The organism is Streptomyces sp. NPDC006326 (assembly GCF_040612915.1).
Lineage (GTDB): Bacteria > Actinomycetota > Actinomycetes > Streptomycetales > Streptomycetaceae > Streptomyces.
The window spans coordinates 1-24280 of sequence record NZ_JBEXRC010000044.1; the positions used below are offsets into that span (position 1 = coordinate 1).

At 75.5% G+C, this 24280-nt stretch carries 28 protein-coding genes; 13 read left to right on the plus strand and 15 right to left on the minus strand.

Features of this window, described 5'->3' with window-relative positions; all coding sequences use genetic code 11:
• Positions 1 to 86: 86 nt before the first annotated feature.
• Positions 87 to 527, minus strand: a complete 441-nt coding sequence (locus tag ABZ128_RS27880) for a DUF3224 domain-containing protein (RefSeq protein ID WP_356851698.1) — start codon at positions 525 to 527, stop codon at positions 87 to 89.
• Between the two features lie 106 nt (positions 528 to 633).
• Between ABZ128_RS27880 and ABZ128_RS27885 the strand changes: the two genes are divergently transcribed.
• On the plus strand, positions 634 to 1614 hold the full coding sequence (locus ABZ128_RS27885; RefSeq protein ID WP_356851700.1) for a WYL domain-containing protein: 981 nt from the start codon (positions 634 to 636) through the stop codon (positions 1612 to 1614).
• Here the strand turns inward: ABZ128_RS27885 and ABZ128_RS27890 are convergent.
• Positions 1605 to 2078 (minus strand): GNAT family N-acetyltransferase, encoded by a 474-nt coding sequence (locus tag ABZ128_RS27890; RefSeq protein WP_356851788.1) that lies wholly within the window; start codon positions 2076 to 2078, stop codon positions 1605 to 1607. The genes ABZ128_RS27885 and ABZ128_RS27890 overlap by 10 nt on opposite strands.
• Positions 2079 to 2527: 449 nt before the next feature.
• Positions 2528 to 2986: a hypothetical protein gene (locus ABZ128_RS27895; RefSeq protein WP_356851701.1), complete on the minus strand. Its 459-nt coding sequence runs from the start codon at positions 2984 to 2986 to the stop codon at positions 2528 to 2530.
• Between the two features lie 122 nt (positions 2987 to 3108).
• Between ABZ128_RS27895 and ABZ128_RS27900 the strand changes: the two genes are divergently transcribed.
• A complete protein-coding gene (locus ABZ128_RS27900) occupies positions 3109 to 3411 on the plus strand; it encodes a hypothetical protein (protein ID WP_356851702.1) in 303 nt (100 codons plus the stop codon).
• Positions 3412 to 3445: 34 nt separating this feature from the next.
• Here the strand turns inward: ABZ128_RS27900 and ABZ128_RS27905 are convergent, their stop codons facing one another.
• Positions 3446 to 3907, minus strand: coding sequence for a hypothetical protein (locus ABZ128_RS27905; protein ID WP_356851703.1), 462 nt, complete (start codon positions 3905 to 3907; stop codon positions 3446 to 3448).
• Between the two features lie 225 nt (positions 3908 to 4132).
• On the opposite strand from ABZ128_RS27905, the gene ABZ128_RS27910 reads away from it, so the two are divergent.
• The 4 genes from ABZ128_RS27910 to ABZ128_RS27925 all read left to right on the plus strand — a co-directional run bounded on the left by ABZ128_RS27910 (position 4133) and on the right by ABZ128_RS27925 (position 8652).
• A complete protein-coding gene (locus ABZ128_RS27910) occupies positions 4133 to 5350 on the plus strand; it encodes an MFS transporter (protein WP_356851704.1) in 1218 nt (405 codons plus the stop codon).
• 246 nt (positions 5351 to 5596) lie between these two features.
• Positions 5597 to 6331 (plus strand): peptidoglycan-binding domain-containing protein, encoded by a 735-nt coding sequence (locus ABZ128_RS27915; protein ID WP_356851706.1) that lies wholly within the window; start codon positions 5597 to 5599, stop codon positions 6329 to 6331.
• Positions 6332 to 6486: 155 nt separating this feature from the next.
• Positions 6487 to 7563: an RNA ligase (ATP) gene (locus tag ABZ128_RS27920; protein ID WP_356851708.1), complete on the plus strand. Its 1077-nt coding sequence runs from the start codon at positions 6487 to 6489 to the stop codon at positions 7561 to 7563.
• A gap of 171 nt (positions 7564 to 7734) precedes the next feature.
• Positions 7735 to 8652 carry an NADP-dependent oxidoreductase gene (locus ABZ128_RS27925; RefSeq protein ID WP_356851790.1) on the plus strand — a complete coding sequence of 306 codons (918 nt, stop codon included), beginning with the start codon at positions 7735 to 7737 and terminating at the stop codon, positions 8650 to 8652.
• A 49-nt stretch (positions 8653 to 8701) separates the two neighbouring features.
• Here the strand turns inward: ABZ128_RS27925 and ABZ128_RS27930 are convergent, their stop codons facing one another.
• The 4 genes from ABZ128_RS27930 to ABZ128_RS27945 form a co-directional block, all read right to left on the minus strand.
• The gene (locus ABZ128_RS27930) at positions 8702 to 11605 is read right to left on the minus strand and encodes a poly(A) polymerase (protein ID WP_356851709.1); all 2904 of its coding nucleotides are present in this window, start codon (positions 11603 to 11605) and stop codon (positions 8702 to 8704) included.
• Positions 11605 to 13362 (minus strand): RNA ligase family protein, encoded by a 1758-nt coding sequence (locus tag ABZ128_RS27935; protein ID WP_356851710.1) that lies wholly within the window; start codon positions 13360 to 13362, stop codon positions 11605 to 11607. The genes ABZ128_RS27930 and ABZ128_RS27935 overlap by 1 nt, the downstream gene beginning before the upstream one ends.
• Before the next feature lie 114 nt (positions 13363 to 13476).
• The gene (locus ABZ128_RS27940; RefSeq protein WP_356851712.1) at positions 13477 to 14130 is read right to left on the minus strand and encodes an NAD(P)H-binding protein; all 654 of its coding nucleotides are present in this window, start codon (positions 14128 to 14130) and stop codon (positions 13477 to 13479) included.
• A 142-nt stretch (positions 14131 to 14272) separates the two neighbouring features.
• Positions 14273 to 14728, minus strand: coding sequence for a hypothetical protein (locus ABZ128_RS27945; RefSeq protein WP_356851714.1), 456 nt, complete (start codon positions 14726 to 14728; stop codon positions 14273 to 14275).
• A gap of 112 nt (positions 14729 to 14840) precedes the next feature.
• On the opposite strand from ABZ128_RS27945, the gene ABZ128_RS27950 reads away from it, so the two are divergent.
• The 4 genes from ABZ128_RS27950 to ABZ128_RS27965 all read left to right on the plus strand — a co-directional run bounded on the left by ABZ128_RS27950 (position 14841) and on the right by ABZ128_RS27965 (position 17867).
• The gene (locus tag ABZ128_RS27950) at positions 14841 to 15353 is read left to right on the plus strand and encodes an SRPBCC family protein (protein WP_356851715.1); all 513 of its coding nucleotides are present in this window, start codon (positions 14841 to 14843) and stop codon (positions 15351 to 15353) included.
• 79 nt (positions 15354 to 15432) lie between these two features.
• Positions 15433 to 16149, plus strand: a complete 717-nt coding sequence (locus ABZ128_RS27955) for a GNAT family N-acetyltransferase (protein ID WP_356851716.1) — start codon at positions 15433 to 15435, stop codon at positions 16147 to 16149.
• Positions 16150 to 16199: 50 nt separating this feature from the next.
• Complete coding sequence (locus ABZ128_RS27960) at positions 16200 to 16814, plus strand: hypothetical protein (RefSeq protein WP_356851717.1); 615 nt, start codon at positions 16200 to 16202, stop codon at positions 16812 to 16814.
• A 231-nt stretch (positions 16815 to 17045) separates the two neighbouring features.
• Entirely contained in the window at positions 17046 to 17867 is an 822-nt protein-coding gene (locus tag ABZ128_RS27965; protein WP_356851792.1) for a class I SAM-dependent methyltransferase, read from the plus strand.
• Positions 17868 to 17985: 118 nt separating this feature from the next.
• On the opposite strand, the gene ABZ128_RS27970 is transcribed toward ABZ128_RS27965, so the two are convergent.
• Both ABZ128_RS27970 and ABZ128_RS27975 read right to left on the minus strand, forming a co-directional pair.
• Entirely contained in the window at positions 17986 to 19362 is a 1377-nt protein-coding gene (locus tag ABZ128_RS27970; RefSeq protein ID WP_356851794.1) for a DEAD/DEAH box helicase, read from the minus strand.
• Between the two features lie 178 nt (positions 19363 to 19540).
• Positions 19541 to 20035 carry a MarR family transcriptional regulator gene (locus ABZ128_RS27975; protein WP_356851719.1) on the minus strand — a complete coding sequence of 165 codons (495 nt, stop codon included), beginning with the start codon at positions 20033 to 20035 and terminating at the stop codon, positions 19541 to 19543.
• Positions 20036 to 20144: 109 nt separating this feature from the next.
• Between ABZ128_RS27975 and ABZ128_RS27980 the strand changes: the two genes are divergently transcribed.
• Positions 20145 to 20513, plus strand: a complete 369-nt coding sequence (locus ABZ128_RS27980; protein ID WP_356851720.1) for an HGxxPAAW family protein — start codon at positions 20145 to 20147, stop codon at positions 20511 to 20513.
• A gap of 117 nt (positions 20514 to 20630) precedes the next feature.
• Positions 20631 to 20837: a cold-shock protein gene (locus tag ABZ128_RS27985; protein WP_356851721.1), complete on the plus strand. Its 207-nt coding sequence runs from the start codon at positions 20631 to 20633 to the stop codon at positions 20835 to 20837.
• Between the two features lie 54 nt (positions 20838 to 20891).
• Here ABZ128_RS27985 and ABZ128_RS27990 read toward each other — a convergent pair whose 3' ends face one another.
• The 5 genes from ABZ128_RS27990 to ABZ128_RS28010 form a co-directional block, all read right to left on the minus strand.
• Entirely contained in the window at positions 20892 to 21467 is a 576-nt protein-coding gene (locus ABZ128_RS27990) for a TetR family transcriptional regulator (RefSeq protein ID WP_356851722.1), read from the minus strand.
• Complete coding sequence (locus tag ABZ128_RS27995) at positions 21464 to 21817, minus strand: DUF1304 domain-containing protein (protein WP_356851724.1); 354 nt, start codon at positions 21815 to 21817, stop codon at positions 21464 to 21466. Before ABZ128_RS27995 ends, ABZ128_RS27990 begins: the two co-directional genes overlap by 4 nt.
• 114 nt (positions 21818 to 21931) lie before the next feature.
• Entirely contained in the window at positions 21932 to 22153 is a 222-nt protein-coding gene (locus tag ABZ128_RS28000; protein ID WP_356851726.1) for a ferredoxin, read from the minus strand.
• Positions 22154 to 22157: 4 nt separating this feature from the next.
• Positions 22158 to 23345, minus strand: a complete 1188-nt coding sequence (locus tag ABZ128_RS28005; RefSeq protein ID WP_356851728.1) for a cytochrome P450 — start codon at positions 23343 to 23345, stop codon at positions 22158 to 22160.
• A 128-nt stretch (positions 23346 to 23473) separates the two neighbouring features.
• Positions 23474 to 23812 carry a thioredoxin domain-containing protein gene (locus tag ABZ128_RS28010; protein WP_356851730.1) on the minus strand — a complete coding sequence of 113 codons (339 nt, stop codon included), beginning with the start codon at positions 23810 to 23812 and terminating at the stop codon, positions 23474 to 23476.
• 131 nt (positions 23813 to 23943) lie between these two features.
• Here ABZ128_RS28010 and ABZ128_RS28015 point away from each other — a divergent pair, with 131 nt between their 5' ends.
• On the plus strand, positions 23944 to 24213 hold the full coding sequence (locus tag ABZ128_RS28015; protein ID WP_356851732.1) for a hypothetical protein: 270 nt from the start codon (positions 23944 to 23946) through the stop codon (positions 24211 to 24213).
• Positions 24214 to 24280: the final 67 nt, after the last annotated feature.

The window sequence follows — 24280 nt, forward strand, 5'->3', positions numbered from 1 at the left end:
CGGTTTTGGGTGACGTAGGGGGTGGGCGTGTGTCACCGCTCTGCGTCACCTGTGTCATCGGGTGACGCAGCCGTGGGCCGTCTACGTCACCCGTCCAGCGCGTAGGAGAAGGTGTACGCGACCGGGGTGTCCCCGTGCCGGTACGTGAAGGAGCCGGAGCCCGACAGCCCGGTCAGCTCACCCGTCCCCGAGCCGGGCACCACCTCGAAGGTGCACTGTGTGCCGGTGGCGTCGAAGGTGCCGCGCTCCTCCAGTACGAACGCCCCCTTGAGGCCGTCGACCGAGCCCGACAGCAGCTCCAGCCCCGTGAAGACGCCGACGCTTTCCCCGGTGTACGTGAACGTGTAGCCGCAGGTCGTCGCCTCGGCCTCGATCCCGCCGGTGAAGGCGTTGGTGACCGTGGAGCGGGCCAGCCGCGGCGTGGAGCCGGCCGGGCCGACCGGCTGCTCCTCCCAGTCGGCGAAGGTGAAACGGCCGGTGGTCGTGGTGCGGGCGGCGCGGGGGGTGCCGGCGGTGCTCGTGGACATGGGGATTCTCCTGGTTCCGGGCCGGGCGGCTCAAGGTGCCCGGCGCGATGACCAGCCTGTCCGGGATACCTGACACCCTCTGTCAGGTATCCCGGACAATGGCTCCATGCGCGCCGACCGGCTCCTCTCCCTGCTCCTGCTGCTGCAGAACCGCGGCCGCCTGACCGCGTCCGAACTCGCCGCCGAACTGGAGGTGTCGGTCCGCACCGTCCACCGCGACATCGAGGCCCTCGGCGCCGCCGGCGTCCCCGTCCGGGCCGACCGCGGACGCGCCGGCGGCTACCGCCTGATGGACGGCTACCGCACCCGGCTCACCGGCCTCACCGACGCCCAGGCCGGCTCGCTGTTCCTCGCGGGCGCGCCCGGCCCGGCCCGGGAGCTCGGGCTCGGCGCCGATCTGGCCGCCGCGCAGCTCAAGCTCCAGGCCGCACTGCCCGCCGAACTCGCCGCCCGGGGCCGCCGGCTCCAGGAACGCTTCCACCTGGACGCCCCGGCCTGGTTCCGCGACGCCGACCCCGTACCCCACCTCGCGCAGATCGCCCAGGCGGTCTGGGACCAGCGGGTCCTGCACGCCCGCTACCGGCGCTGGAGCGGCGAAGAACGCCCGGGCCGCGCGCTGCATCCGCTCGGCCTCGTCCTCAAGGGCGGCATCTGGTACCTCGTCGCCGGGGCCGGCGGCGAGCGGGTGCGCAGTTACCGCGTGGCCCGCTTCCTCGCCGTGGACACCGGGACGGAGTCCTTCGAACGCCCCTCCGGTTTCGACCTCGCCGCGTACTGGCAGGAGTCCACCCGGCGCCTGGAGGACGCCTTCCACCAGGAGACGGCCCGGCTCCTGCTGTCCCCGCGCGGCCGGCGGCTCCTGCCGATGCAGTTCGGCGCGGCAGGCGTACGCGCCCTCGCCGACGCGGAGCCGGCCGACCCCGCCGACCCGGACGGCTGGGTCGTGGTCCACCTCCCGGTGGAATCCCGCTCCGTCGCCGTCGGTGACCTGCTCCGCCTGGGCACCGAGGCCGAGGTGCTCGGCCCGCCCGGCCTGCGCCGGGCCCTCGCCGACACCGTCGCGGCCCTGGCCGACCGCTACGGGTGACCCCCGGCCGCACGCTCCCACCGGATCTCCCCGTCCACGCGCTCCGGGGTCGGGGCGAAGCCGCAGGCGGCCGCGACGGCCGCCGAGGCGTGGTGCTCGGGGTGGATGTGCGCGACCAGCCGGCCGACCGGGAGACCGGACAGCCAGCCGGTGAGCGCCCGGGCCGCCTCGACGGCCAGGCCCCGGCCCTGCCAGGGCGTACCGACCACCCAGGCCACCTCGGCGGTGTCCCGGGCGGGCGTGACCGTCGCCTGGACGGTGCCCACGAGACGGCCGTCCTCGCGCAGCCGCAGCACCCAGTTGCCCCACACGACCGAGGGGTCGGGCGAGCCCGCCGCCAGCCGGGCGCAGCGGGCCCGGAGGGCCTCGGGCGGCAGCGGGGCGCCGCCGGTGAAGACGTGCAGGGCCGGATCGGCCAGTGCGACGGCCAGCTCGTCGGCGTGTTCGGGGCGCAGCGGAAGCAGGTCGAGCCGGGCGGTGGCCGGCGGTACGGGAGGGGCCGCGGTCGGGCGGCCGCTGCGGACCTTCGCGGCGGCGCCCGGGCGGGGCACGCCCTCCACGGCCAGGCAGATGCCGAACACCCGCTCATGGCCGGTCCAGCCGTTGACACGGCCCCGGTTGTTGCTGATCTGCACCCGGCGGCGCGGCCCGTCCACCGCGGAGACCAGGTGCAGGTACACGGTGCCCGCGACGCGGGCCAGGACGATGTCACCGGCCTCGACCAGCGCCGGGTCGGCCGGTGCGACGCGGACCCGCTGCCTGCTGTGGATGAGCGGGACCATCGATGCGCCGGTCGGCCGGAACTCCACGGTCTCGCCCCCGCGGACGCGGTCCGCCAGTACGTCGAGCATGCCCATCGGGCCAGTCTGGCGGGTGGTTGCGCTCGCGCGGTACCGGTTTTCCGCGCCGGCGGTCAGCGCGGCGGCTCCACCTCCAGGAACCGGCGCCCGCGCGGGCCGCGGTACAGCAGGCACACCCAGCCGAGCGGTTCGAGCACCGCCGCGCAGGCCGCCAGCCGGTCCTGTTCCTCCCCGGCCGCACCGCTGCCCGGCGGACCGAGCCAGCTCACCACCGCCCGCTGCTCCCCGGCCGGTCCGGGAACGACCCGGTAGCCGGTCCGCGTACGCCGTCCCTCCGCGTCGACCGCCGACGGCACCAGGTCCGCCGCCTCCAGGGCCAACGCCACCGCCCGGGGCAGCTGCCGCAGCTCCCACGGGGCGGGAACGGCCACGCCCGCCCGGCCGTTCAGCATGCGGCGGATCTGCAGCAGCCCCTCGTACGCCGTGCGGACCTCCGCCGCCCGCGCCGCCGTGGCGGGCCGCTGCGGCCCGTCCCCGGTCGCCGGCTCGAAGCCCTGCCCGGATCCGGTCATCCCCCACCGCCCTCCCGGTCATCCCTGGTACGTCACGTGAGTACGCGGCTGAGTACCTCACGCCCGAGGACCTGAGTATCCGCCCGGATCCGCCGCCGGGCCGCAGCGGGTCGAATGGGAGCATGACTTCCGACGTCCCGCACCGCGCGCCCCGCCCGCGCATCCAGCACGTGACAACGGCCGGCGCAGCCCTGGCCGTGGCCCTGCTCCCGCTCGTCGTCGGCGTCCTGGTGGCCAAGGGAATGGCCGCGGACGCGCACGCTCCGGTCAACGCCCTGATCACCGGCGGCGGTCAGCGGGCCGGCCTGCCCCGGGCCGAGTGGCGCCGCCGCGGTCACAACACCCTGCACCGGCTGCGCCGGGCCCGCCGCACCTGCGCCTCCGCCTGCGGCCGCAGCCGCCCCACGGGCTCCCGGCTCTCCTGACCCGCCCATCCCTCCAGGCCCTCCGAAGGCCTGATCAGCGGCCGTACTGGCGCACGCACAGGTCCACGATCGACGGCGGAACCGTGCCTTCCGCCGCCGCGCACAGCTCGTCCGTGCCCGGGGCCGCTCCCGGGACGGGGGTCGAGTGGCGCCCGGTGCGGTGGGGGTCCGGCTTCGGCGTGCGGCCGTGCCGGGGTGCCGACGGCGGCTTGGCGCCCCGGGCGGCCGGCGGCCGGAGCGCCCTGGCCGGGGCCCGGTCCGGACCCGGTTCCCCGTCAAGGCCCTTCGCCCCGTCCGGATCCGGCTCCGGATCCGGCAGTGATCCCAGGGGGAGAGCACGGGACTGCGCCCCAGGTGCGAGGGGCGCCTCGCGGGCCCCCACCGGCGGCACGGGACCGCGCGCGGGAACCGCGGGCACGCCCGGGCCGACCGAGACGCAGCCCGCGCCGGCGAGCAGGGCGACGAAGGACAGGGGGACGGCCCGGCGCAACTGCATGGGACCACCATGCCGCACCCGAGCCCCGGCCCGGCCCGTGTGCTCACGCGGACGGGTGACGGGGGAGCCGATACCGCGACGATTGCCCCGGCCGGGATTTTCCGTACGCTGCCGGGGACGGGAACGACCGTGCGAGCGGCGGCGGGGGAGGCGCGACCCCCGGCGTCGGCGCCGGCCGGCCCCGGCCGCCGCCCGCCCCCGACGGACCGTACGGAGTACCGCTTCATGAGCACCGCTGACGCGCCCGGCGACCCTGCGCCGCACCCCGAGCCGACACCGCCGCCCTGGAAGGGCCGGGCTGCCGTCTTCGCCGTCGCCCTCGGGATCTTCTGCCTGATCACCTCCGAACTGCTCCCGGTCGGCCTGCTCACGCCCGTGGGCAGCGCGTTCGGCGTCTCCGACGGGACCGCCGGTCTCATGGTCACCGTCCCCGGGCTCGTCGCCGGTTTCTGCGCGCCGCTGGTCACCGTCGGCTCCGGCCGGCTCGACCGGCGGCCCGTGCTGTGCGGGCTGATCGCCCTGATGGCCGCCGCCAACCTCGCGGCCGCCCTCGCCCCGGACTTCGCCGTCGTCCTGGCGGCCCGGCTCCTGGTCGGGATCAGCGTCGGCGGCTTCTGGGCCGTCGCGGGCGGGATCACCGTCCGGCTCGTCCCCGACCGGCACGTCCCCCGGGCCACCGCGCTCGTCTTCGCCGGTGTCCCCACCGCCTCCGTGCTCGGCGTGCCCGCCGGTACCCTCCTCGGCGAACTCGGCGGCTGGCGCGCCGCCTTCGCTGCCGTCGGCGCGCTCGGCGTCCTCGCGCTGACCGCCCTTCTCCTGCTGCTGCCCCCGCTGCCGCCGGCCCGGGCCATCGCCTTCCGCGAACTGCCCGCCCTCCTGCGGGAGAACCCGGCCGTCCGGGCCGGGGTGATCGTCACCTCCCTCGTGGTCACCGGGCAGTTCGCCGCCTACACCTTCGTACGGCCCGTCCTCCAAGGCGTCTCCGGCATCGCCGCCGGCCAGGTCAGCGCCCTGCTCCTCGGCTACGGGGTGGCCGGGGTCGCCGGCAACTTCCTGGTCGGAGCGCGCGATGCGTACCGCACGCTGCTCGCGGTCAGCGCGGCTCTCGCCGTGGTCCTCACCCTGATCGCCCTCCTGCCGGGAGCGGCCGCCGGAACCGCACTGCTGCTGGCCTGGGGGCTGGCGTACGGCGGGGTGTCGGTCAGCCTCCAGCGCTGGATGCTGCACGCCGCCCCCGCCGCGGCGGAAGCCGCCACCTCGCTCATGGTGGCCGTGTTCAACCTGGCCATCGCCGCCGGTGCGCTGGTCGGCGGCCTCGCCGTCGACGGGCTCGGGGCGCCCGCCGCGCCGCTGACCGGGGCGGCCCTGATGTTCCTGTCCGCCGTCACGGTCGCCGTGACCGTCACCGCCCGGACCACGGCGGCCCCCGCGACCGACCGGTAGCCCGGATGGATGGGGCAGATCGGGCAGCGGGCTTGACCGGGGCCGTCCCGGGAGGAAAGAGTGCGCCGGTCAAGCACCAGGAACCACGCACGAGCCGTACTTCGGAGTCGCCCCCATGCCCAGACCGGTCTGCTCCCCGCTCGCCGCCGCCATGGCTCCGGCCGCCCGGCGGCGCAGGGCCTGACCGGCCGGGTGGGGGCCGGCACCGCACCGCCGCGCCGGCCCCCGCCCCTGCCGGTGACCACCGTGTCCCACGCCTCCGATGAGAGCGGGTCCGTCCCCGAGGGCCCCGACGCCCCCGACGACCGCCTGTCCGTCCGCCCGTACGCGGCCGCCCCTTCGGCGGGGCCGTCCCGCTCGACGGTGCCCGACTGGCCGCGGTCGGGGCCCGCAGCCGTCCCCGGCCGCGCCTGCGCTGCGACGCAGACCGCTGTGCCGGTCGCGGGCGCCCGGGCACGGCGCGGGCGGAGCCGCCGCCCGCTGCTCGTCCTCGGCGCCCTCGCCCTCGCCGCCGCCTGCGGCCTGGCGTGGCTGCTGAACACCCCCGATCCCGAGCCCGGGCGGACCGCGGCAGCGCCCGCGCTGCCGGTCCCCATGCTGCACCAGCGCAACCCCGGCGCGGGTGAGCCCGAAGCCGCCCCGGAGGCCGGCGCCTCCACGGGAGCCGCCGCGTCGGCGGGTGCGCCGTCGGCCTCACGTCCGGTGAGCGGGGCCCCGGGCTCGCCGCCCCCGCCGAGCCCCTCCACGACCCGTACGCCGAAGGCACGGACGTCCGGCACCCTGCGCCGGGGTGACACCGGGCCGGAGGTCCGCGCCCTGCAGGAGCGGCTCTACGGGCAGGGGTTCACGTACGTCTCCGTCACCGGCGTCTACGACGACCAGACCTGGCGAGGCGTCACCCAGCTCCAGCGTGACCGCGGCATCAAGGGCGACCCGCAGGGCGTCTACGGCCCGGCCACCCGAGCGGCCTTCGAGGGCTGACGCCCCGCTCCGGCCGGCCGCCCGCGCACGTACCGGGCGCCGCCGGCCACAAAGCCGGTCAGGCTAGCACCGCAATATCGGCTGGACCAGCGTGAATGGCAGGGCGGAGAGTGGGCCGCGTCCCCACGGAACCGCACCGTCACAGGAGTTGTGCGATGTCGACCCTGCGCGTCACCGCCGAAGAGCTGACCGTCCACGAGCACCCGAACGCCGACGCGCTGGAGCTGGCCCAGGTGGGCCTCTACCGCGCCGTCGTCGCCAAGGGCGCCTACCGGACGGGTGAGTTCGCCGTCTACATACCCGAGCAGTCCGTTCTGCCCGCCGGGCTGATCGAGGAGCTGGGCCTCACCGGCCGCCTCGCCGGAGGGTCCGCCGACCGCGTCAAGGCGGTCCGGCTGCGCGGCGAACTGTCACAGGGCCTGGTGTGCCGGCCCCGGGCCCTGGACGGTGTGGACCTGGCGCAGGCCGCCGAGGCGGGTACCGACTTCGCCGAGGTGCTCGGCATCACCAAGTGGGCGCCGCCCGTGCCCACGACGATGAACGGCGAGGTGGAGGCCGCTCCCGAGCTGCTGCCCTGGGTGGACATCGAGAACCTCCAGCGCTACCCGCACGTCTTCGAGCCCGGCGAGAGCGTCGTCCTCACCGAGAAACTGCACGGCACGGCCTGCCTGGTGACCTACCTCGCGCAGGAGGACCGCGTGCTGGTCTCCTCCAAGGGCTTCGGGTCCAGGGGACTGGCGCTGAAGGAGGACGACCGCAATCTGTACTGGCGCGCCGTGCGGGGCCACCAGGTCCCCGAGGCCGCCGCGAAACTCGCCGCCCGGCTGGGGGCGAGCCGGGTCGGCCTCTTCGGCGAGGTGTACGGGGCGGGTGTCCAGGACCTGGCGTACGGGACCGACGTCCGCTCGGGCGGCGGCGCCCCCGGCTACGCCGTCTTCGACGTGTCCGCGGAGATCGACGGCCAGGTGCGCTGGCTGGACCCGGCGGAGCTCTTCACCGACGGTGAACTGCCGCTCGTACCCAGGCTGTTCGAGGGGCCGTACGACCTCGATGTGGTGCTGGAGCTGGCGAGCGGCCGGGAAACCGTGTCCGGCCGTGCCCTGCACCTGCGCGAGGGAGTGGTCATCCGCCCGGCGACGGAACGCCACAGCCCGGTGCTCGGCGGCCGCGCCATCGCCAAGGCGGTCAGCCCCGCCTACCTCACCCGCAAGGGCGGCACCGAGTACGAGTGACCACCACCGCCGTGCCGGCTGCGGCCTCCGGGCGCGCCCCGTCCCGCGGCGCGCCCGGGCCGCCTCGCTTCCCGTGGTGGGCCCGGGCTCTCGTGGTGGGATGGTCGGGCTGACGGTTTCAGGTTCACTGCTCACGGTTCACGGAGAGGTCGGTAGATGTCCGAGGACACCATGCGGGCGATGGCGTACGAGAGGTACGGCGGGACGGAGGTGCTCTCCGAGACCCGGCTGCCGATGCCGAAGGTCGCCCCCGGCGAGGTGCTCGTCCGCGTCAAGTGCGCCGGCGTCAACCCCGTCGACTGGAAGATCATGGGAGGCGGCCTCGACGGCTTGATGGACGTCATGTACCCGGTGGTCCCCGGCTGGGACGTGGCCGGCACGGTCGAGCGGATCGGAATCGACGTCCCCGAGTTCGCCGTCGGCGACGAGGTGATCGCGTACGCCCGCAAGGACCATGTCCACGGCGGCACCTTCGCCGAATACGTGAGCGTGCCCGTACGCGCCCTCGCGCCCAAGCCGGTGTCGCTCAGCTGGCAGGAGGCGGCCGGGCTGCCGCTGGCCGGGCTCACCGCCTACCAGCTGCTCACCCGGCTCGCCACCGGCAAGGACGACATCGTCCTCGTCCACGGCGCCGCGGGCGGCGTGGGCTCCTTCGGGGTGCAGATCGCCCGGGCGCTGGGCGCCCGCGTCATCGGCACCGCCTCCTCCCGCAACCACGACCGGCTGCGCGCCTTCGGTGCCGAGCCGGTGGAGTACGGGGACGGGCTGGTCGACCGGATCCGCGCGATCGCCCCCGACGGGGTCACCGTCGCCGCGGACTTCGTCGGCGGGGTCCTCGACGTGACCCAGGCCGTCCTCTCCGAGGGCGGCCGGCACGCGTCGATCGCGGACCACTCCGTCCTGGGCGCGGGCGGCCAGTGGATGTGGGTCCGCCCCGTCGGCAGCGACCTGGCCGAGCTCGGCCGACTCGTCGACAGCGGACAGCTCACCGTCACCGTCGCCAAGACGTTCCCGCTGTCGGAACTGGCGGCCGCCTTCGCCCTCAACCAGGAGGGACACACGGCGGGCAAGATCGTCATCGAGGTCTGACGCCACCGGCTCCCGGCGGGGCCGCGGCGTGCCCCGTCCTGTGCGGCGGTCAGCGCAAGGTGGGGACCGCCCCGCATTCCGACCAGGTGACCTCGACCCCCGGGAGCTCCGCCGACCAGCGGCTCGCGAGGGCGGCCAGCCGGGCCGGGTCCGGCGGGGTGGCGCCCAGGCCGACCGCGTAGCGGGCCGAGACGGCGGAGCGGGCGAAGGGGCGCGGCCACGCGTGGGCGTCCTCGACGCCGGACTCCGCCAGCGCCGCCAGGAGCGCACGCATCCGGCCGCGCATCCGGCCGAGGCACTCCTCGAACCCACCCGGGTCGCCGGCCCGTACGCCGACCACCGCCCAGGCGGCGTGCCGACGGTGCAGCGGTGGGGCGGCTGGAAGTGCGGCAGATCCCGCGGGCGCGGCCTCCAGGTGCTCCCAGGCCGCGTACAGCTCCCGTACGAGCAGATCACGCAGGCCCGCGCCCACCTGGGCGGTGCAGCTGCGGACCGGGGCGGAGGGGGTCAGCACGGTGACGGGGCCGAGAGCGGGCGAAGGGTCCCCGGACGCCGGCTCCAGGGCGACCGGGTTCCGCCAGTCCCAGGCGGCCCAGGTCCCGAAGAACTCCCGGAGCAGGGCAGCGGGGGACAGGTCCGCGGCTTCGCGGACCGTCCGCGCCGCCAGTACCGCCCAGGCCAGGCCCGGCAGTCCGCCGAACGGGGCCGAGTCCAGGCCGCGGGCCCGGGCCCACGCCTTGACCTCCCGTGCCAGGCGGGCGAAGGCGGCGGTCCGCTCCGGCCCCGCCGAGCCCGTGAACGCGCGCACCGCATCGGCATCGCTCACCGCGCTCAGTGCGATCGCGGCGGCCTCGCCGAGCTCCGCCCGCCGCGCCACCGCCCGGGCCGGGTCCACCGCGCCGGTGGCGACCACGACCAGGTCCACGTCCAGCCCGCAGACGCTCAGGCGCAGCCCCGGCACCCGGGCACCCGTCACCTGCCGCAGCCGTCCGGCCCCGGGAAGCGCGGCCGCGATCCGTGTCCGTACCTCCTCGACGCAGGCCCCGCCGGGCAGCGCAGCGACCAGGTCCAGGTCCGCTCCCGGCAGGGCGCAGCCCATCCGCCGCGAGCCGACCAGGTGCACCACCCCCTCGCCGAGCGCCTCCGCGATCCGCGCGGCAACCGAGTCCGCGGGCAGCGCCGCCCCGGCCGCGGGCGCCGCCTCGGTCAGGTGCTCCTCCCCGGCAAGATGGTCCGACCCGGCAGCGGCCGCGGGCGCGGGCTCCGGCAGCCACCGCACCTCGCCCGTCCCCAGTTCCACCGTCGCCCGCACCTGCATCGGCTCGTCCCCGCGCCGCGACAGCACGGCCAGCTCCCCGACCCGTGCCGAGGTCCCGCCGCCGAGCCGCGCGGTGAACTCCGCCACCGCCCGCTGCGGATCGCGGCTGCGCCCCAGCGTCAGGTGCGGGGTGTAGCCGTCATCGCGTCCCCGGCAGCCGGGGAAACGCTCCACCAGTGCCCGCCGCAGCCGCTGCCAGGGCGCGTCACCGGCCGCCGCCGGGTCCAGCCAGACCGTGGCGTCCTCCCGCTGCCCGAAGCTGTGCACCCCCGCCAGGCGGGCCGGGAACGGCGGTGTCGCCGCGGCCACTTCGGCCACGAGCGGCAGCGCCTCCTCGAAGGAGGACTCCGGTACGAAGCCGAACAGCAGGTTCACGTGCGCGGGCCAGCGGCCGCTCCCCGGGTCGTGCTCGCGGCGCAGCGCCGCGACCCCCGGATCGTGCGGCGGCAGCCACGCCACCGCCGTCCGCGGGGTCGCCGGTACGCCGAGCGCCCCGGTCCCCTCGCTCCGCACCCCGAAGTCCAGCGCCGCCTCGACCCCGTAGTGGTCGGAGGCGAACAGCCCGTCCGGGGCGGGCGCGGTCCCGCGCAGGGCGCTCCCGAGCACCCGGGCGCCCGCCGACCGCAGCAGGATCCGGTCCAGGCGGGCCGCCCGGCCCGTCAGCGAGCCCACCGCGGCCAGCGGGTTGGCTCCCGGATCGAAGGTCGGAGTCCCGTCCTGCGCGCCGTGCACCTCGCTCCACGCGTCCCGCATGCCCAGCACCGCGGCCGGTCCCTCGGCCCCGGCCCGGCCGTCGTTGAAGTCGCCGAGCAGGACCACATCGGCCTCGATGCCGCTCAACCCCTCGGCCAGCCGGGCCAGTTCCGCCCGGCGGCGCTCGGCCCCGTTCTCGCTGTGGTCGCTGGACAGGTGCACCGCGGCGACGACGAGCGGGCCGGATCCGGTGTCCACCGTCACGGCGGCCACCGCCTTGTGCGGCCCCAGCAGGTGCTGCCCCGCCTCCCGCACCGGAAGCCTGCTCAGCACCAGCAGCCCGCTCGCGGCGACGTCCTTGCCGCGCGGGTCGGCGGCGACCGTGTACCCGGCCCGCACCCACGGCTCGGCCAGCAGCATGCCGAGCAGCTCGGGCTCGACCTCCTGGAGCGCGATGACGTCGGCATCGGCCGCCGCCAGGTCGGCCAGCAGCATCGGCCTGCGCCGTGCCGTGTCGATGTGCGCGGCGTCGTACCGGTCCCACAGCGTGTTCCAGGTCAGCAGCCGCACGGTCCGGGGGCCCGCACCGGCTGCGGCGGAGCCGGCCTCGGCGGGCCGCCAGACGCCGCCGCCCTCGCCGTCCGCCCACGCGTACGGGGTCCGGGCGGTGAAGAACGGGGCCCGCAGCAGCCGCGGGTCGCGGATGCGGCCCGCCTGCGTGGAGTCGAGCCGGTCCACACCGGTGGCCCGGTCCCACACGAGCTCGCCGTCCGCCTCGACGAACAGCACCCGGTGCCAGGGGATCTCGCCCCCGGGGACGAAGGAGGGCAGCGGGATCCGCTTCGGCGCCGCTCCGCGCTGGAGCAGTCCGAGGACGAACCGCGCCGGATCGAACCGGGGGTCCCAGCGGACCTGGTGGTAGAGCTGCTCGCTGGTACGCATCAGCCGGCCTCCCTGCCGCTGCCGGCGTCCGGGCCGGTGTCCGTGTCCTCGACGGTTCCGCTCGCGCCGATGTACCAGGTGCGGTGGGCGCCTTCCTGCCCGGGGTACGGCGGGCTGAACCGGTGCAGCTGGGTCGTGAGCACCTGCGGCGGTACCGGATCGGTGCGCACGGCGTTGCGCCGCAGCAGCTCCGCCTCCTCGACCAGCACCACGGCGTGGGTGAGCAGCGCATCCCGCCGCCGGGCGACCGCGCCGGCCAGCCCGCGCTGCTGTGGCGTGAGGGAGGTCGCGTCCCACACCACCGTCCCGCCGGTCCGCGCGGCCGAGGCCAGGGCGGCGTCCAGCCGGGCCAAGCCCTCCCGCAGCACCTCCCCGTTGGCCCGCTGGTCGGCTCGGGAGCCGCGGGCGGTGCGCAGGTCGTCGAGGCTGACGTACGCCTCCGCTCCCGGCAGGCTCCGGGCGAACGTGCTCTTGCCGCTGCCCGAGGGTCCGCACAGCTGCACCAGCCGTGGGAAGGCGCCGCCGCGCAGCCGCCAGGTCGCGGCCACCGCCTCCTCGGCCGTCGAGATCCCGCCCCGGGCGAACGCCTCGCGGGCCTCGGCCCAGCACCGGTCGGCGACCTCGGCGGGCAGCCCGCCCAGTGCTCCGCGCAGCCCGGCGCACAGGGGCCCCAGCGGGTCCGGGCCGAGCAGCCCCGCCTCTTCGGCGTACAGCGCGGACCACTCGGCGTACTCCCGCTCCCCGGGATCGCGCGTCGCCCCGGCCAGCGCGTGCAGGACGCCGAGGTCGGCCGCGGCGGCCATCCGGACCAGGCCGGCCCGGCGCTCGGCGTCCGGGTACGGCAGCCGCAGCAGCGGGTGGAGCCCTACCAGGTCGGCGACCCGCCGGGCGAGCGGCATCCCGAGGGGCCCCGCCGCGAGCCGCGCCGCGGTCCGGGCCCGTGGCGCCCGGTGCAGCAGCGCGGCCAGGACGCCGGACAGCCGGGCCTCGCCGGTCCGGCCGAGCGCGTCGAGCCGGCCCGTCACCTCCGCGAGCACCGGCTCGGCCGCGGCGGCGCCGGGGACGGGGTCCAGGCCGAGGGCGAGCGACAGCGCGGCCGGATCGGGCTCGGAGCCCGAGCGGACGGCCCACAGGGCGGCGGCCGGGCCGAGCCCGTTCGCCACCACCGGTGCGTACATCCAGTGCGTGTCGGTCTGCACGTGGCCGCCGCGCACCCACTTGGCCACGCACCGCCCGAAGTCCTCCCGCGCGAAGCCCGCGGCGGTCCGGACGACGTACCCCTCCTGCCGCGCGGTGTCGAGCCGCAGTCTGCGCAGGGCGCGCTCGTCGAAGGTGCCGCGCCACAGGACGCGCGGGGTGGGTATGCCGAGCCCGTGCAGGAACCGTACGGTCCGGTCCCAGTCCAGGCACTGGTCGCCGTCCCACACGGAGAACCCGTAGAACCAGCTGTCGAGGTCCTCGTACGGGAGCGAGTGACGGGCGTACAGGTTCTCGCCGCAGATCCTCCGGCCGGCGGGTATGCCGGCTCCGATCCGGCCCTGGAGGCCCTTGACCCAGGCCCGCGAGGGGTGGTGCGCAGAGTCGAGCGAACGGGCGTGCAGGCCGTCCGCGTAGAGGGTGGTGTTCTCCCCGTCGAGCTTCTCGGTCACCACCACTTCACGCCCGGCCAGCCCCGCCACTCCACCGGCCCGCACGTCGTCCGCAGCGGCCCCCGGCGACCAGGGCAGATGCGGGGTCCGCGGATAGTGCGTGCGCATGGGGACTCCTGCTGGGCGGGGCGGTACCCGATCACTCTAGGTATCGGAGGTCCGCGGCCTCCACCCAATAAACGTCCGCCCGGCAACCGCAGCTTCCCGGCGGCGGCCTGCGGCTCAGGCGCCGACGGTGAAACGGCGGCCTGCGTGGGCGTCCCGGTCGATCTCGTCGAGCAGCGCGACCGCGTAGTCCTCCGCCGAGATGCGGCTGCGGCCCGCTCCGTCCACCACCAGGTCGTCCAGGGCCAGCCGGTACGTGCCCGTGCGCTCGCCCGGTTCGATCTGCGCAGGCGGGCTCAGGCAGGTCCAGCGGACCTCCTCCAGGGGAACGGTCAGCAGGAAGTCCAGGGCGTCGGCGTGGGCGTGCATCACCGTCCTCATGGCCTCCGGGACGCCCGGGGCCTGCCAGAGCGGCGAACCGTCGGGCGCGCGCAGCGACCCCGACCCGCCCACCGTGATCAGCCGGGGACGGGAGGCGGCGGGGGCCAGCGTGCAGATCCCGCCGATCAGGGACTTCACGGCGGTCACGAGGACGGCCGGGTCGCCGGTCCCGGGGCCGATCGCGCTGACCACCACGTCCTGGCCGGCGGCCGCCCCGGCCACGGACACCGGATCGAGGACGTCGCCGCGCACCACCGCGGCACCCGGCCGGTCCGGGCACCGCGCGGGGTCGCGGACGACCGCCGTGACCCGGTGGCCGCGCCCGAGTGCTTCGCGCAGCACCCGGGCGCCGATGGTGCCGGTCGCGCCGTACAGGGCGATCTTCGCCATGGCGACTCCCTGGGGGTGGTGGGGGCCCGAGACCGGGCGTGCGGAGCCGGTCGGACTCCGCACCGCCCATCCAAGCGAACCCGCCGGCCGCCGCCCGGCAGCCTGGCCGGGCCACTCGGATGACGGCGCAGACGTCTGCGGATCAGTAGGGGCACAGGGCGACGATCGACGGGGCCACCGTGCCCTTGGCCGCCTCGCACAGCGCGCCCATGTCGTACGTACGCGGCGGTGCGGGCCGCGGTTTCTTCGCCGCGGGCGGCCGCTTGCGGGCCTTCGGCGCCGGGGCGGGGCCGGGGCGCGCCACGCGGACGGGCCGGCGCGGTGGGCCGTCGTGGCGGGACCGGGCGGCGGCGGGCGCGCGCTCCTCGGGTTCGGGCTCGGGCTCGGGCACCGGCTCCGCGGCGGCCTCCGGCGCCGACGGCGAGGCCGCCACCGGCAGGGGGGCCAGGGGCCAGGCCTCGGCCGCCGTGCCCGCAGCCGCCGCCGGGACCCGGGGCGGATCCGCGGGCCCGGCCGGCCGCACGGTCACGCACCCGGCGGTCAGCACCACCGCGGCAAGGGTCAGGGGCAGGGGCAGGGCTGCCCGGCGCAACTGCATCCGCCCAGCGTGCCGTACGGGAGGCGGCAGGAGCTACGTGCCGTCACGCGTACGAGTGAGCCCTCGGTCGGCCAATCCGGCCTGCCGGGGCTCCGGCCCGCAGCATGGGATCATGAGCGACAGCGCGATCACCTACACCCTCTACGTCCAGGCCGACCCCGCCCGCGTCTGGCAGGCCCTGACCGAGCCCGCCTTCACCCGCCGGTACTGGGGGCCGGTCTTCGAGACCGACTGGGCCGTCGGCTCGACGATGGACTGGGTGGAGCGCGGGGTCCGCACCAGTGACCCCGAGCAGGTCGTCCTGGACTGCGTCCCGCACCGCCTGCTCTCCTACACCTGGCACACCTTCACCCCGCAATGGGCCGCCTCGGTCGGAATCGGCGAGGAGCTGCGGGCCGAGCTGGCCGGGGAGCGGCGTACGAAGGTGACGTACGAGATCGAGCCGGTCGGTGACGCGCTCGCCCGGCTGACCATCCTCCACGAGGGTTTCGAACCCGGCGGCAGCCTCATCGGCATGTGCAGCCGCGCCTGGCCGATGATCGCGTCCAGCCTCAAGACGCTGCTGGAGACCGGCGCGCCGCTTCCCGAGCCGGAAGGCGAGAGCCCGGGGCACGGCGGGGGCTGAGCCGGGTCCCCTGACCGCCCGAACTGCCTTACGGCGGCCCTGAGATCATGTGCGGGAACCACGAATCAGGAGCGCCGCCATGACACTCGACCACCACCGCGTCGTCATCACCGGGACGGCGAACGGGTCCCGGACGCCGTCCGCCCTGGGCGCGATACTGGACGCGGCGGCGGCCGGCCGGTTCCCGCCGCCCGACGGCGGCACGACCGTCGTGCCGCAGCCGAGCCCGCGCGACGCGGGCGTCATCGCCTTCACCGCGCACTCCGTGGTGTTCACCGACGAGGACCCCGACTGGGTACGGTCCACGCTCGCGGCCGTCGACTGCGATGCACTCGCCGCCACCATGCACCCGCGCTTCCTCGGTGCCCTGCTCGACCGCACCGGCCGCACCACCGACACCGTCGACCTGCTCACCGTCGCCGGCCCGCTCCCCGGCGAACCCGCGCTGGAACTGCGCGAGATCGCCGACCCGGACCACCCCCGGGTGCGCCGGGCCCGGCGCCGCCGGTCCGAGGTCCGGGTCTGGGCGGCCGACGGGGGAGTGCTCGTCCTCGGCCGCGGCGTCGCGGACCGCTGGGAGGTGGCGGTCGAGGTGGACGAGGCCGTCCGGCACCGCGGCCTCGGCCGGGACCTGGCCCGCGCCGCCCGCCACCTGGTCCCCGGCGGGGAACCGGTCTGGTCCCAGCAGGCCGCCGGCAACGCGCGCAGCATCCGTGCCTTCCAGGCCGCCGGCTTCCGGCCGGTCGGCTCCGAGGCCCTGCTGTCGGCGCCGCACGGCGAGCCCGCGAAGGCCTGACGGCCCCCCTGGGCACCGGGCGCGCACGGGGGTCGTGTGGAATGGTGCGCATGGGGAGCAGTGAGAACCGGATACGTGAGGGGGGCATCCCGGCGCCCCGGACCGAGGACACGGCGGAGCCGGAGCGATGGCGGTACGCGCGCCACCTCGACGCCCTCGCGGCGGCGGCCGCGGCCGGAGCGGCGGCAGGGGCCGTCGCGGGGGCCGGGAGGCTGGAGCAGGCCGGGGCCGCTTACGCAGCGGGGGACACCGCGTACGCAGCGGCCGACACCGCCTACGCGGCCGAGGCAGCCGCGGTCTGCGCGGTCCTCGGGGACCCGGATCCGGTCATGGCCGAGAGCGCCGTGGTCACCCACCTCGACCGCCGCGCCGCACACCTGCCCGCCGGCGCGCGCTTCGCCGCCTGGGCCCGGGCCATGGCCGCGGTCCTCGACGGCCGTGCCTTCCCGGCCCGGCGGCTGCGCGAGTGGACCCTGCTCAAGGCGATCACCCAGGGCGATCCGTGGTCGGCGGCCGAACTCACCGCCGCCTCCGACTGGTGCCAGCGGACCGCCGCCCATGCGCTGACCTCGTACGAGGCCCTCAGCCTGCTCGCCACCGCGGCCCGCACCCACCGGGTGCGCAACACGGCGGCCCGGCGTCTGCGGCGGGCCGCGGCAGCCTGAAGAAACCCGTGTGACTGGTCACACACCCGTTCGGGGGTTTATGGTCTGCCTACCTGGCCGGGTATCAGCGTTGATCCGATGCCGCTCCACTGGAGGCTGCTCTCCGTGTCGCACGTTTCGCAAGCTCCCGTCACCACCCCCGACGGCGAGCCGGCCACGCCCGTCCCCACCGAATTCGGTCAGGTCGACGGCTGGTTCTCGGGCTATGACCAGGCGCTCTTCGACTGGTTCCTGACCCGCCAGAACGCAGAGGAAGGGCCGGGAGGCGACCTCCTCGAACTCGGCGCCTTCATGGGGAAGAGCGCCATCTTCCTCGGCGGATACCTCCGCGAGGGCGAGGAGTTCACGGTCTGCGACCTCTTCGACTCACCGGCGCCCGACGCGTCCAACCTCGCGGAGACGCAGGACTCGTACCCCACCCTGACCCGTCGCGGGTTCGAGACGAACTACCTGGCCTTCCACGAGGCGCTGCCGACGGTCATCCAGGCGCCCACCTCCGTGGTCGCCGACCGCGTGCGCCCGGCGAGCTGCCGGTTCGTCCACATCGACGCCTCGCACCTCTACGAGCACGTCGTCCAGGACATCGCCTCCTCGCGGGTCGTGGCGGCCCCGGGAGCGGTGGTCGTCTTCGACGACTACCGCTCCGAGCACTGCCCCGGCGTCGCCGCCGCCGTCTGGGCCGCCGTGGCCACCGGCGAGCTGCACCTGATCTGCGTCTCGGCGTCGAAGCTCTACGCGACCTGGGACGACGCGGCGCCGCACCAGGCCGCGCTCCTCTCCTGGCTGGAGGGACGTACGGACCTGTGGCACGGCGTGGACCTGGTCGCAGGCCAGTCGCTGGTCCGCATCGGGGACCAGGGGGTGGTCCCGCCCGAGCCGCCGCGGCCGCTGCGGCCCGCCCCCGAGCCGGCCCCCGCCCCGGCCGCACCGGCGGGCCGGGCCGGCCACCAGCCCGGTCCACGGCCCGGGGCCCGCTGGCGGAAGCTGGCCAAGGACCTGCTCCCGCCGGTCATCACCCGCGCCATCGTGGCCCGGCGCCGCCGACGCCGCTGAGCCCGCCCGCCTGCTCCGCACACACGGTGCCGGCCCCCGCAGCGGCGGGGGCCGGCACCGGCACGACGCATGACGGCGCCCGGCTCACGACCGCCTGGTCCGGAACACGGGCCCGTCTCTAGCCGCCCCGGCGCACCCGGGCGGCGCGGCGCGCCTCGGCGATCTGCCGGGCCTCGGCCGTCTTGCGGGACTCCTTGCCCTTGCCCGGCCGTCCCGGGCGGGTGCCGATCCCGCGGAAACCGAGGTCCGGGCCCGAGGGCCGGCCCTTCGCGTCGGTCGGTGCGGCGCCCGCCAGCGGCACGCCGGAGGGAGCCTGGGCGCCGGTGATCCGGCTCAGTGCGGCCTCGCCGGAGCGCACCTGGGTGGTGGTCGGCCGGATCCGCGCCTCGGACATCAGCCGGACCATGTCCCGTCGCTGGTTCGGGGTGACCAGGGTGACCACCTTGCCGGACTCGCCCGCCCGGGCGGTACGGCCGCCCCGGTGCAGGTAGTCCTTGTGGTCGGCGGGCGGGTCCACGTTCACGACGAGGTCCAGGTCGTCGATGTGGATGCCGCGCGCGGCCACGTTCGTGGCGACGAGGACCGTGATCTCCCCGCTCTTGAACTGCGCCAGCGTCCGGGTGCGCTGCGGCTGCGACTTCCCGCTGTGCAGGCCCTGTGCCCGTACGCCCATCGCCCGCAGGTGCTTCACGAACTGGTCCACCCCGTGCTTGGTGTCCAGGAACATCAGCACCCGGCCCTCGCGGGCGGCGATCTCGGTCGCCGCCGAGTACTTGTCGGCCGCGTGGATGTGCAGCACGTGGTGGTCCATCGTCGACACCGAGGCCGCCGAGGGGTCGACGGAGTGCGAGACGGGGTCCTTGAGGTAGGTCCGCACGAGCTGGTCGACATTGCGGTCGAGCGTGGCCGAGAACAGCATCCGCTGACCGGCGTGGTGCACCTGGTCCAGGATCTCGGTCACCTGCGGCATGAAGCCCATGTCACACATCTGGTCGGCCTCGTCGAGCACGGTGATCCGTACCCGCTCCAGGTGGACGTCGCGCCGTCCGACCAGGTCGCTGAGCCGCCCGGGGGTGGCCACGACCACCTCGGCGCCCCGGCGCAGCGCGCTGACCTGCTTGCCGATCGACAGGCCGCCCACCACGGCCGCCATGCGCAGGTTCAGGGCCTGGGCGTAGGGGTCCAGCGCCTCGGTCACCTGCTGGGCCAGCTCGCGGGTGGGTACGAGGACCAGCGCCAGCGGACGCTTCGGATCCGCGGTGCGCCCGGCCGTACGGGCCAGGAGGGCCAGGCCGAAGGCGAGGGTCTTGCCGGAGCCGGTCCGGCCGCGGCCGAGGATGTCCCGGCCGGCCAGGGAGTTGGGGAGCGTGGCCGCCTGGATGGGGAACGGCTGCGTCACCCCCAGCTCCGTCATCGTCTCCAGCAGCTCACGGGGCAGGCCGAGCTCGGCGAACGTCTCCACGGGCGCCAGCGCCGGGCTGATCGTCTCGGGCATCGCGAACTCGCCCTGGAGGGCGGTGGCCCGGGGGGCCTTGCCGGCGGTCTTCGCACCGCCCTTGGGGCCTGCCTTGGCACCGGGCTTGATACCGAAACGCCCATGAGCTGACGGGTTCTTCATGCAGAACCTTCCGTGAGACGCGAAAAGGGAGATTTTACCATCGGGCGCTGCGGCGCTACGGAGCCACCGGTCCCAGCTCACCGGCCCGCACCTGGGCCAGGTGTGCGCGCATCTCCTCCGCCGCGCGCCCGAACCAGTCGGCGATCACGGCGATCTCGTCGGGGGTGTACTCGGCGAACAGCGTGCCGAGCCGTGCGTAGAAGGGTTCGTACACCGCGACGACGCGGGCGGCGGCGTCCGGGTCGGCCACCACGCGGACCCGGCGGCGGTCGGCCGGATCGGGCGTGCGCCGGGCGTACCCGGCCCGTTCCAGGCGGTTGAGCACCCCGGTGACGGCGCCGGTGGTGAGGTGGGTCAGCTCCGCGAGGTCGCCGGCCGAGAGGGGGCTGTCCCCGGCGCCCAGGACGTGGCCCAGGCAGGTGAGGTCGGTGACGTTCAGCCCCAGCAGCTGCGCCACCTCCTGCTGGCCGATCAGGCCCAGCGCGACGTACTGGTCCATGCGCGAGATCGCCTCCCCGGCCGTGGCCGCGGGGCGCGGCTTGCCGTGCACCCAAAAACTCCTTAGCGTCTAAGTTACTTAGTCCGCGAGATGTTTATCTTGCGAGGTAAAACTTTTCTCTGCGTCGAGCCTACTGCCGACCCGTCCCACCAGGAGAATCATGAGCGCCCACGGAGACGTCGACCTCGGCCACACCGTCGCGGGATGGACCGGCACCGCCCTCGCCGTGCTGGGCTCCGCCCTCGCGGGCCTCGCCGTCTGCAGGGCCTGGGCCCCGGGCGTCTGGCTCGGCCTCGGCCTCGTGGGGGTGGCCGCGCTCGTCACCTGGCTCCTGCACCTGGCCGGCTGGGGCAAGCCCGGCGGTCCCCGGCCGGCGGCCGAGCGGGACTGGCGCCGGCGGGACGCCGCCGCCCGTACCGGGCACGGCGAGTGCCTGGGCTGCCGGCTCGGCGGCCCGCGCCGGGCCGCGGCGGCCGCGCCCCGGTCTCCGTCCGCCGCGTTGCCGGCCGCCGGCGACGGTGGTGCGTGAGTGCGAAGGTTCCCCGGTTGGCCCCGTTCCGGGTGTGGTCTGCGGGGCGGGTGGGAAGGATCGAAACGGCTGCACCCCACGTGCGGCCCGCGTGGAACGTTGTGAAGGATCTGCACGATGGCAACAGGCACTGTGAAGTGGTTCAACTCGGAGAAGGGGTTCGGCTTCATCCAGCAGGACGACGGTGGGCCCGACGTGTTCGTGCACTACTCGGCCATCCAGACCAGCGGCTACAAGTCCCTGGACGAGGGACAGAAGGTCGAGTACGCGGTCACCCAGGGCCCCAAGGGCCCCCAGGCGGAGAACGTGACGCCCGCCTACTAGCGTCGCTTCACGTGTCGAGAACCAGCTGAGCCCCGCCGTTCCGCCCGGCGGGGCTCACGGCTGTCGCCGGTGTGCGCCGTGCAGGGCGAGGAGCAGGGGCCAGAGGCGGTCCGCCAGTTCGGCCGCATCGCCGGGGACGAGCCCGTGCAGCCAGTCCGCGAGGACGCCGGTGAAGGCGGCGGCCACCGCCGAGGCGACCAGGCCGGCGTGCGGGGCGCCCACCGCCGTGCGCTCGGCGTGGGCGCGTGCGCGCAGCTCGCGGTGGAGCCGGTCGCCGAGCGGGCCGCCGCCGCCCGGCAGGAGCAGGGTGCGGTAGAGCGCTCCGTGCGCGGCGGCGTCGGCGAGGAATGCGGCCAGGGCGGCCGGGGGGCGGGCCGGGGCCCGGGCCCCCGGGTCCGTCTGCCAGGCGTGCAGGGCGTCGACCGCGGCGTGCACCACGTCGGCGCAGGCGTCCAGCGCGAGCGCGGTGAGGTCCTCGTAGTGCAGGTAGAACGTGGCCCGGCCGACGCCGGCCCGGCGGGCCACGGCCGAGACGCTGACCTCGCCGAGCGTGCGGTGCGCACACTCGGCGAGCAGGCTCTCCCGGAGCCGGGCCCGGGTACGGGCGGTCCGCGGGTCCTCGGTGCTCACGCGGCCGACAGTGCCGCGCCGAGGGCCAGGGCGGCGGGCAGGGCCTGGGCGAGGAGGATCCGCCGGTTGGCGGTCGCGGCGCCGTACACGCCGGCGACGATCACACAGACGAGGAAGAAGACCTGCGTGGCGAGGGTGCCCGTGACGAGCGACCAGACCAGCCCGGCGGCGAGGAAGCCGTTGTAGAGGCCCTGGTTGGCGGCGAGGGTGGCGGTGAGCCGCGCGGTTTCCGCGTCGAACCCGGACAGGGCCCGGCCGGGGGGCCGCTGCCACAGGAACATCTCCAGCACCAGGAAATAGGCGTGCAGCGCGGCGACGACGCCGATGAGCACCTGGGCAACGATCTGCACGACGACCTCCGCGGTCCCGACCCCAGCCCGGGCACGCCGGGCCACTTCCTGGACAACTGTACAGGAAGTGGCCCGGCGTCGGTGAGCGTTCCGCCCCGCCGGAGGGCGCGGCCGTCAGGGCGTGCGCACGGTGATGGCGGAGACCGGGCAGGCGCGGGCCGCCTCGTGGAGGAGGGGGCTGCCGTTGCCGTCCTCCCGCCCCGGGATGACCTGGCTGTAGCCGTCGTCGTCCTGGGTGAACACGTCGGGGGCGGTCAGCGCGCACTGGCCGGCGCCGATGCAGACGGTGGTGTCGATGTCGATCCGCGGACGCGGTGAGGCTGAGGCTGAGGACATGCGATCACCATGCCACGGGGAGTTCGATCATGCCCTGAATGGTGTCGCCGGGTTTGAAGGGAATCCGGTCGGGGTCCTCCGCCAGGCGGAGTCCGGGCAGCCGCTCGAACAGGGTGCCCAGGGCGATCTCCATCTCGGCCCGGGCCAGGTTCTGCCCCAGGCACTGGTGCACGCCGAAGCCGAAGCCGAGGTGGTGCCGGTCCGGGCGGTGCCAGTCCAGGACGTCGGGCTCGGCGAAGACGGCCTCGTCCCGGTTGATGACCGAGGTGGAGAAGACGATCCCGTCGTCCGCCCGGATCCGCTCCCCGCCGATCTCGATGTCCTCGGTGGCCACCCGCAGCATCCCGTCCGCGATCGACAGGAACCGCATCAGCTCCTCCACCGCCAACGGCATCAGTGACGGGTCCGCGCGCAGCTCGGCGAGCTGCTCCGGGTGCCGCAGCAGGGTGAAGGTGCCGAGGGAGATCATGTTCGCCGTGGTCTCGTGCCCCGCGATGAGCAGGATCGCCGCCAGGGACACCAGCTCCTCGACATCGGTCTCGCCGGTCTCCAGGCGCCGGGCGACGAGCTCGTCCAGCAGCCCGTCGCCCCGCTCCGTCCGCTTGCGCTCGATCAGATCGGCCAGATAGCCGTTGAGCTCCTCCCGGGCGGCCTCGACGTCCGCGGGCTCCGGCCCGCGCAGCAGCCGCCGTGACTGCGCCTCGAAGAACTCGTGGTCCGCGTACGGGACCCCGAGCAGGGCGCAGATCACCATCGAGGGCACCGGCAGGGCGAAAGCGCTCACCAGTTCCGCCCGCGGCCCCGCGGCCACCATCGCGTCGATCAGCCGGTCGACCGTCTCCTGGATCCGGGGCCGCAGCGCCGCGGTCCGCTTGAGCGTGAAGCTCGGGATCAGCATCCGGCGCTGGGCGTTGTGGACGGGGTCGTCGACGCCGAGCAGGGCCGTGCGCCGGTTCTGCAGCCCCTTGAACCGCCGGGTGGGGGTGGGGAAGGAGACGTTCTGCCGGTCGGCGGACAGCCGCCCGTCCCCGAGCAGGGCGCGCGCCTCGGCGTGGCCGGTGACCACCCAGACGGAGCGGCCGTCGAACAAGGTGACCCGGGAGAGCGGCCGGCTCTCGCGCAGGGGTGCGTAGGCGGTCGGCGGGTGGTAGGGGCAGGTGCGGTCCTGGGGGAAGGCAACGGTTTCTGACATGCGACACCTCATAGGCATGGAGGGCGTGGTTCCGTCTCGCCGGAGTCCATTACATGCCCTAGGCACCTATCTGATCCATGCCAGTTTCGGCCAGACAGCCCCTTTTCACCCGTGCGGGGAAACGGGGATCAGAGGTGGGCGTCGAGGAACTCCCGGAGCTCCGCCCGGGTCAGTACCCCGCTCCGACTGGCGGTGGCCGCACCGTCCTTGACGATGACGACGGTGGGTGCGCCCGTCACCCCGTAACGCCTGGTCGGCCCGGGGCAGCGGGTCATGTCGGTGCGTACGGCGGTCAGGCGCGGGCCGTACTCCTCGGCCGCTTCCGCCACGACGGGGTCCATGGCGCGGCACCCCTCCAGTGCCTTGGGCCAGGTTCCGGTGAAATAGGCGAGAACCGGCCCCCCGGCCATGCCGAGGATGAAGTCGAACTCCTCGTTCTCCAGTGGCTGGTGTACCCGACGTGCCATGGGTGGAGCTCCTCCTGAGTGGATCCGGACCGTGCGCTGCCACCTCATCATCGCCGCCGCGGGCTGCCCCGGTCGGACCGGCCCGTGGCCGGCGCCGCCCGTTGTCAGTGCCGCCTGTGAAGCTGGGCGGCATGGACGACAGGATGCTGCGGCGCCGGGTCTACGGCGCCGACCACGACGACCCCGACCCGGGCCCCCGCCCCGGACGCGCCTACGGCGAACTCGTGGGCGGCCCCCTCGACGGGCTCCTCCTCGACATCACGGGATGGAGCGCGGCGCAGCGCGCCGAGGAGGCACGGCTCCCCACGGAAATAGGGCGGTACGGAGCCGGCGGCCGCGCCCACTACCGGCGCCGGGCGAGCGATCCGGACCACTGGGACTGGACGGGCGACAGCCCGTGAGCACCCGGGCCGCAAGCCCGCCCCTCCCGGCCGGGCGGGTGAGCGGAAGGGGTGCGCCGGCGAAGGA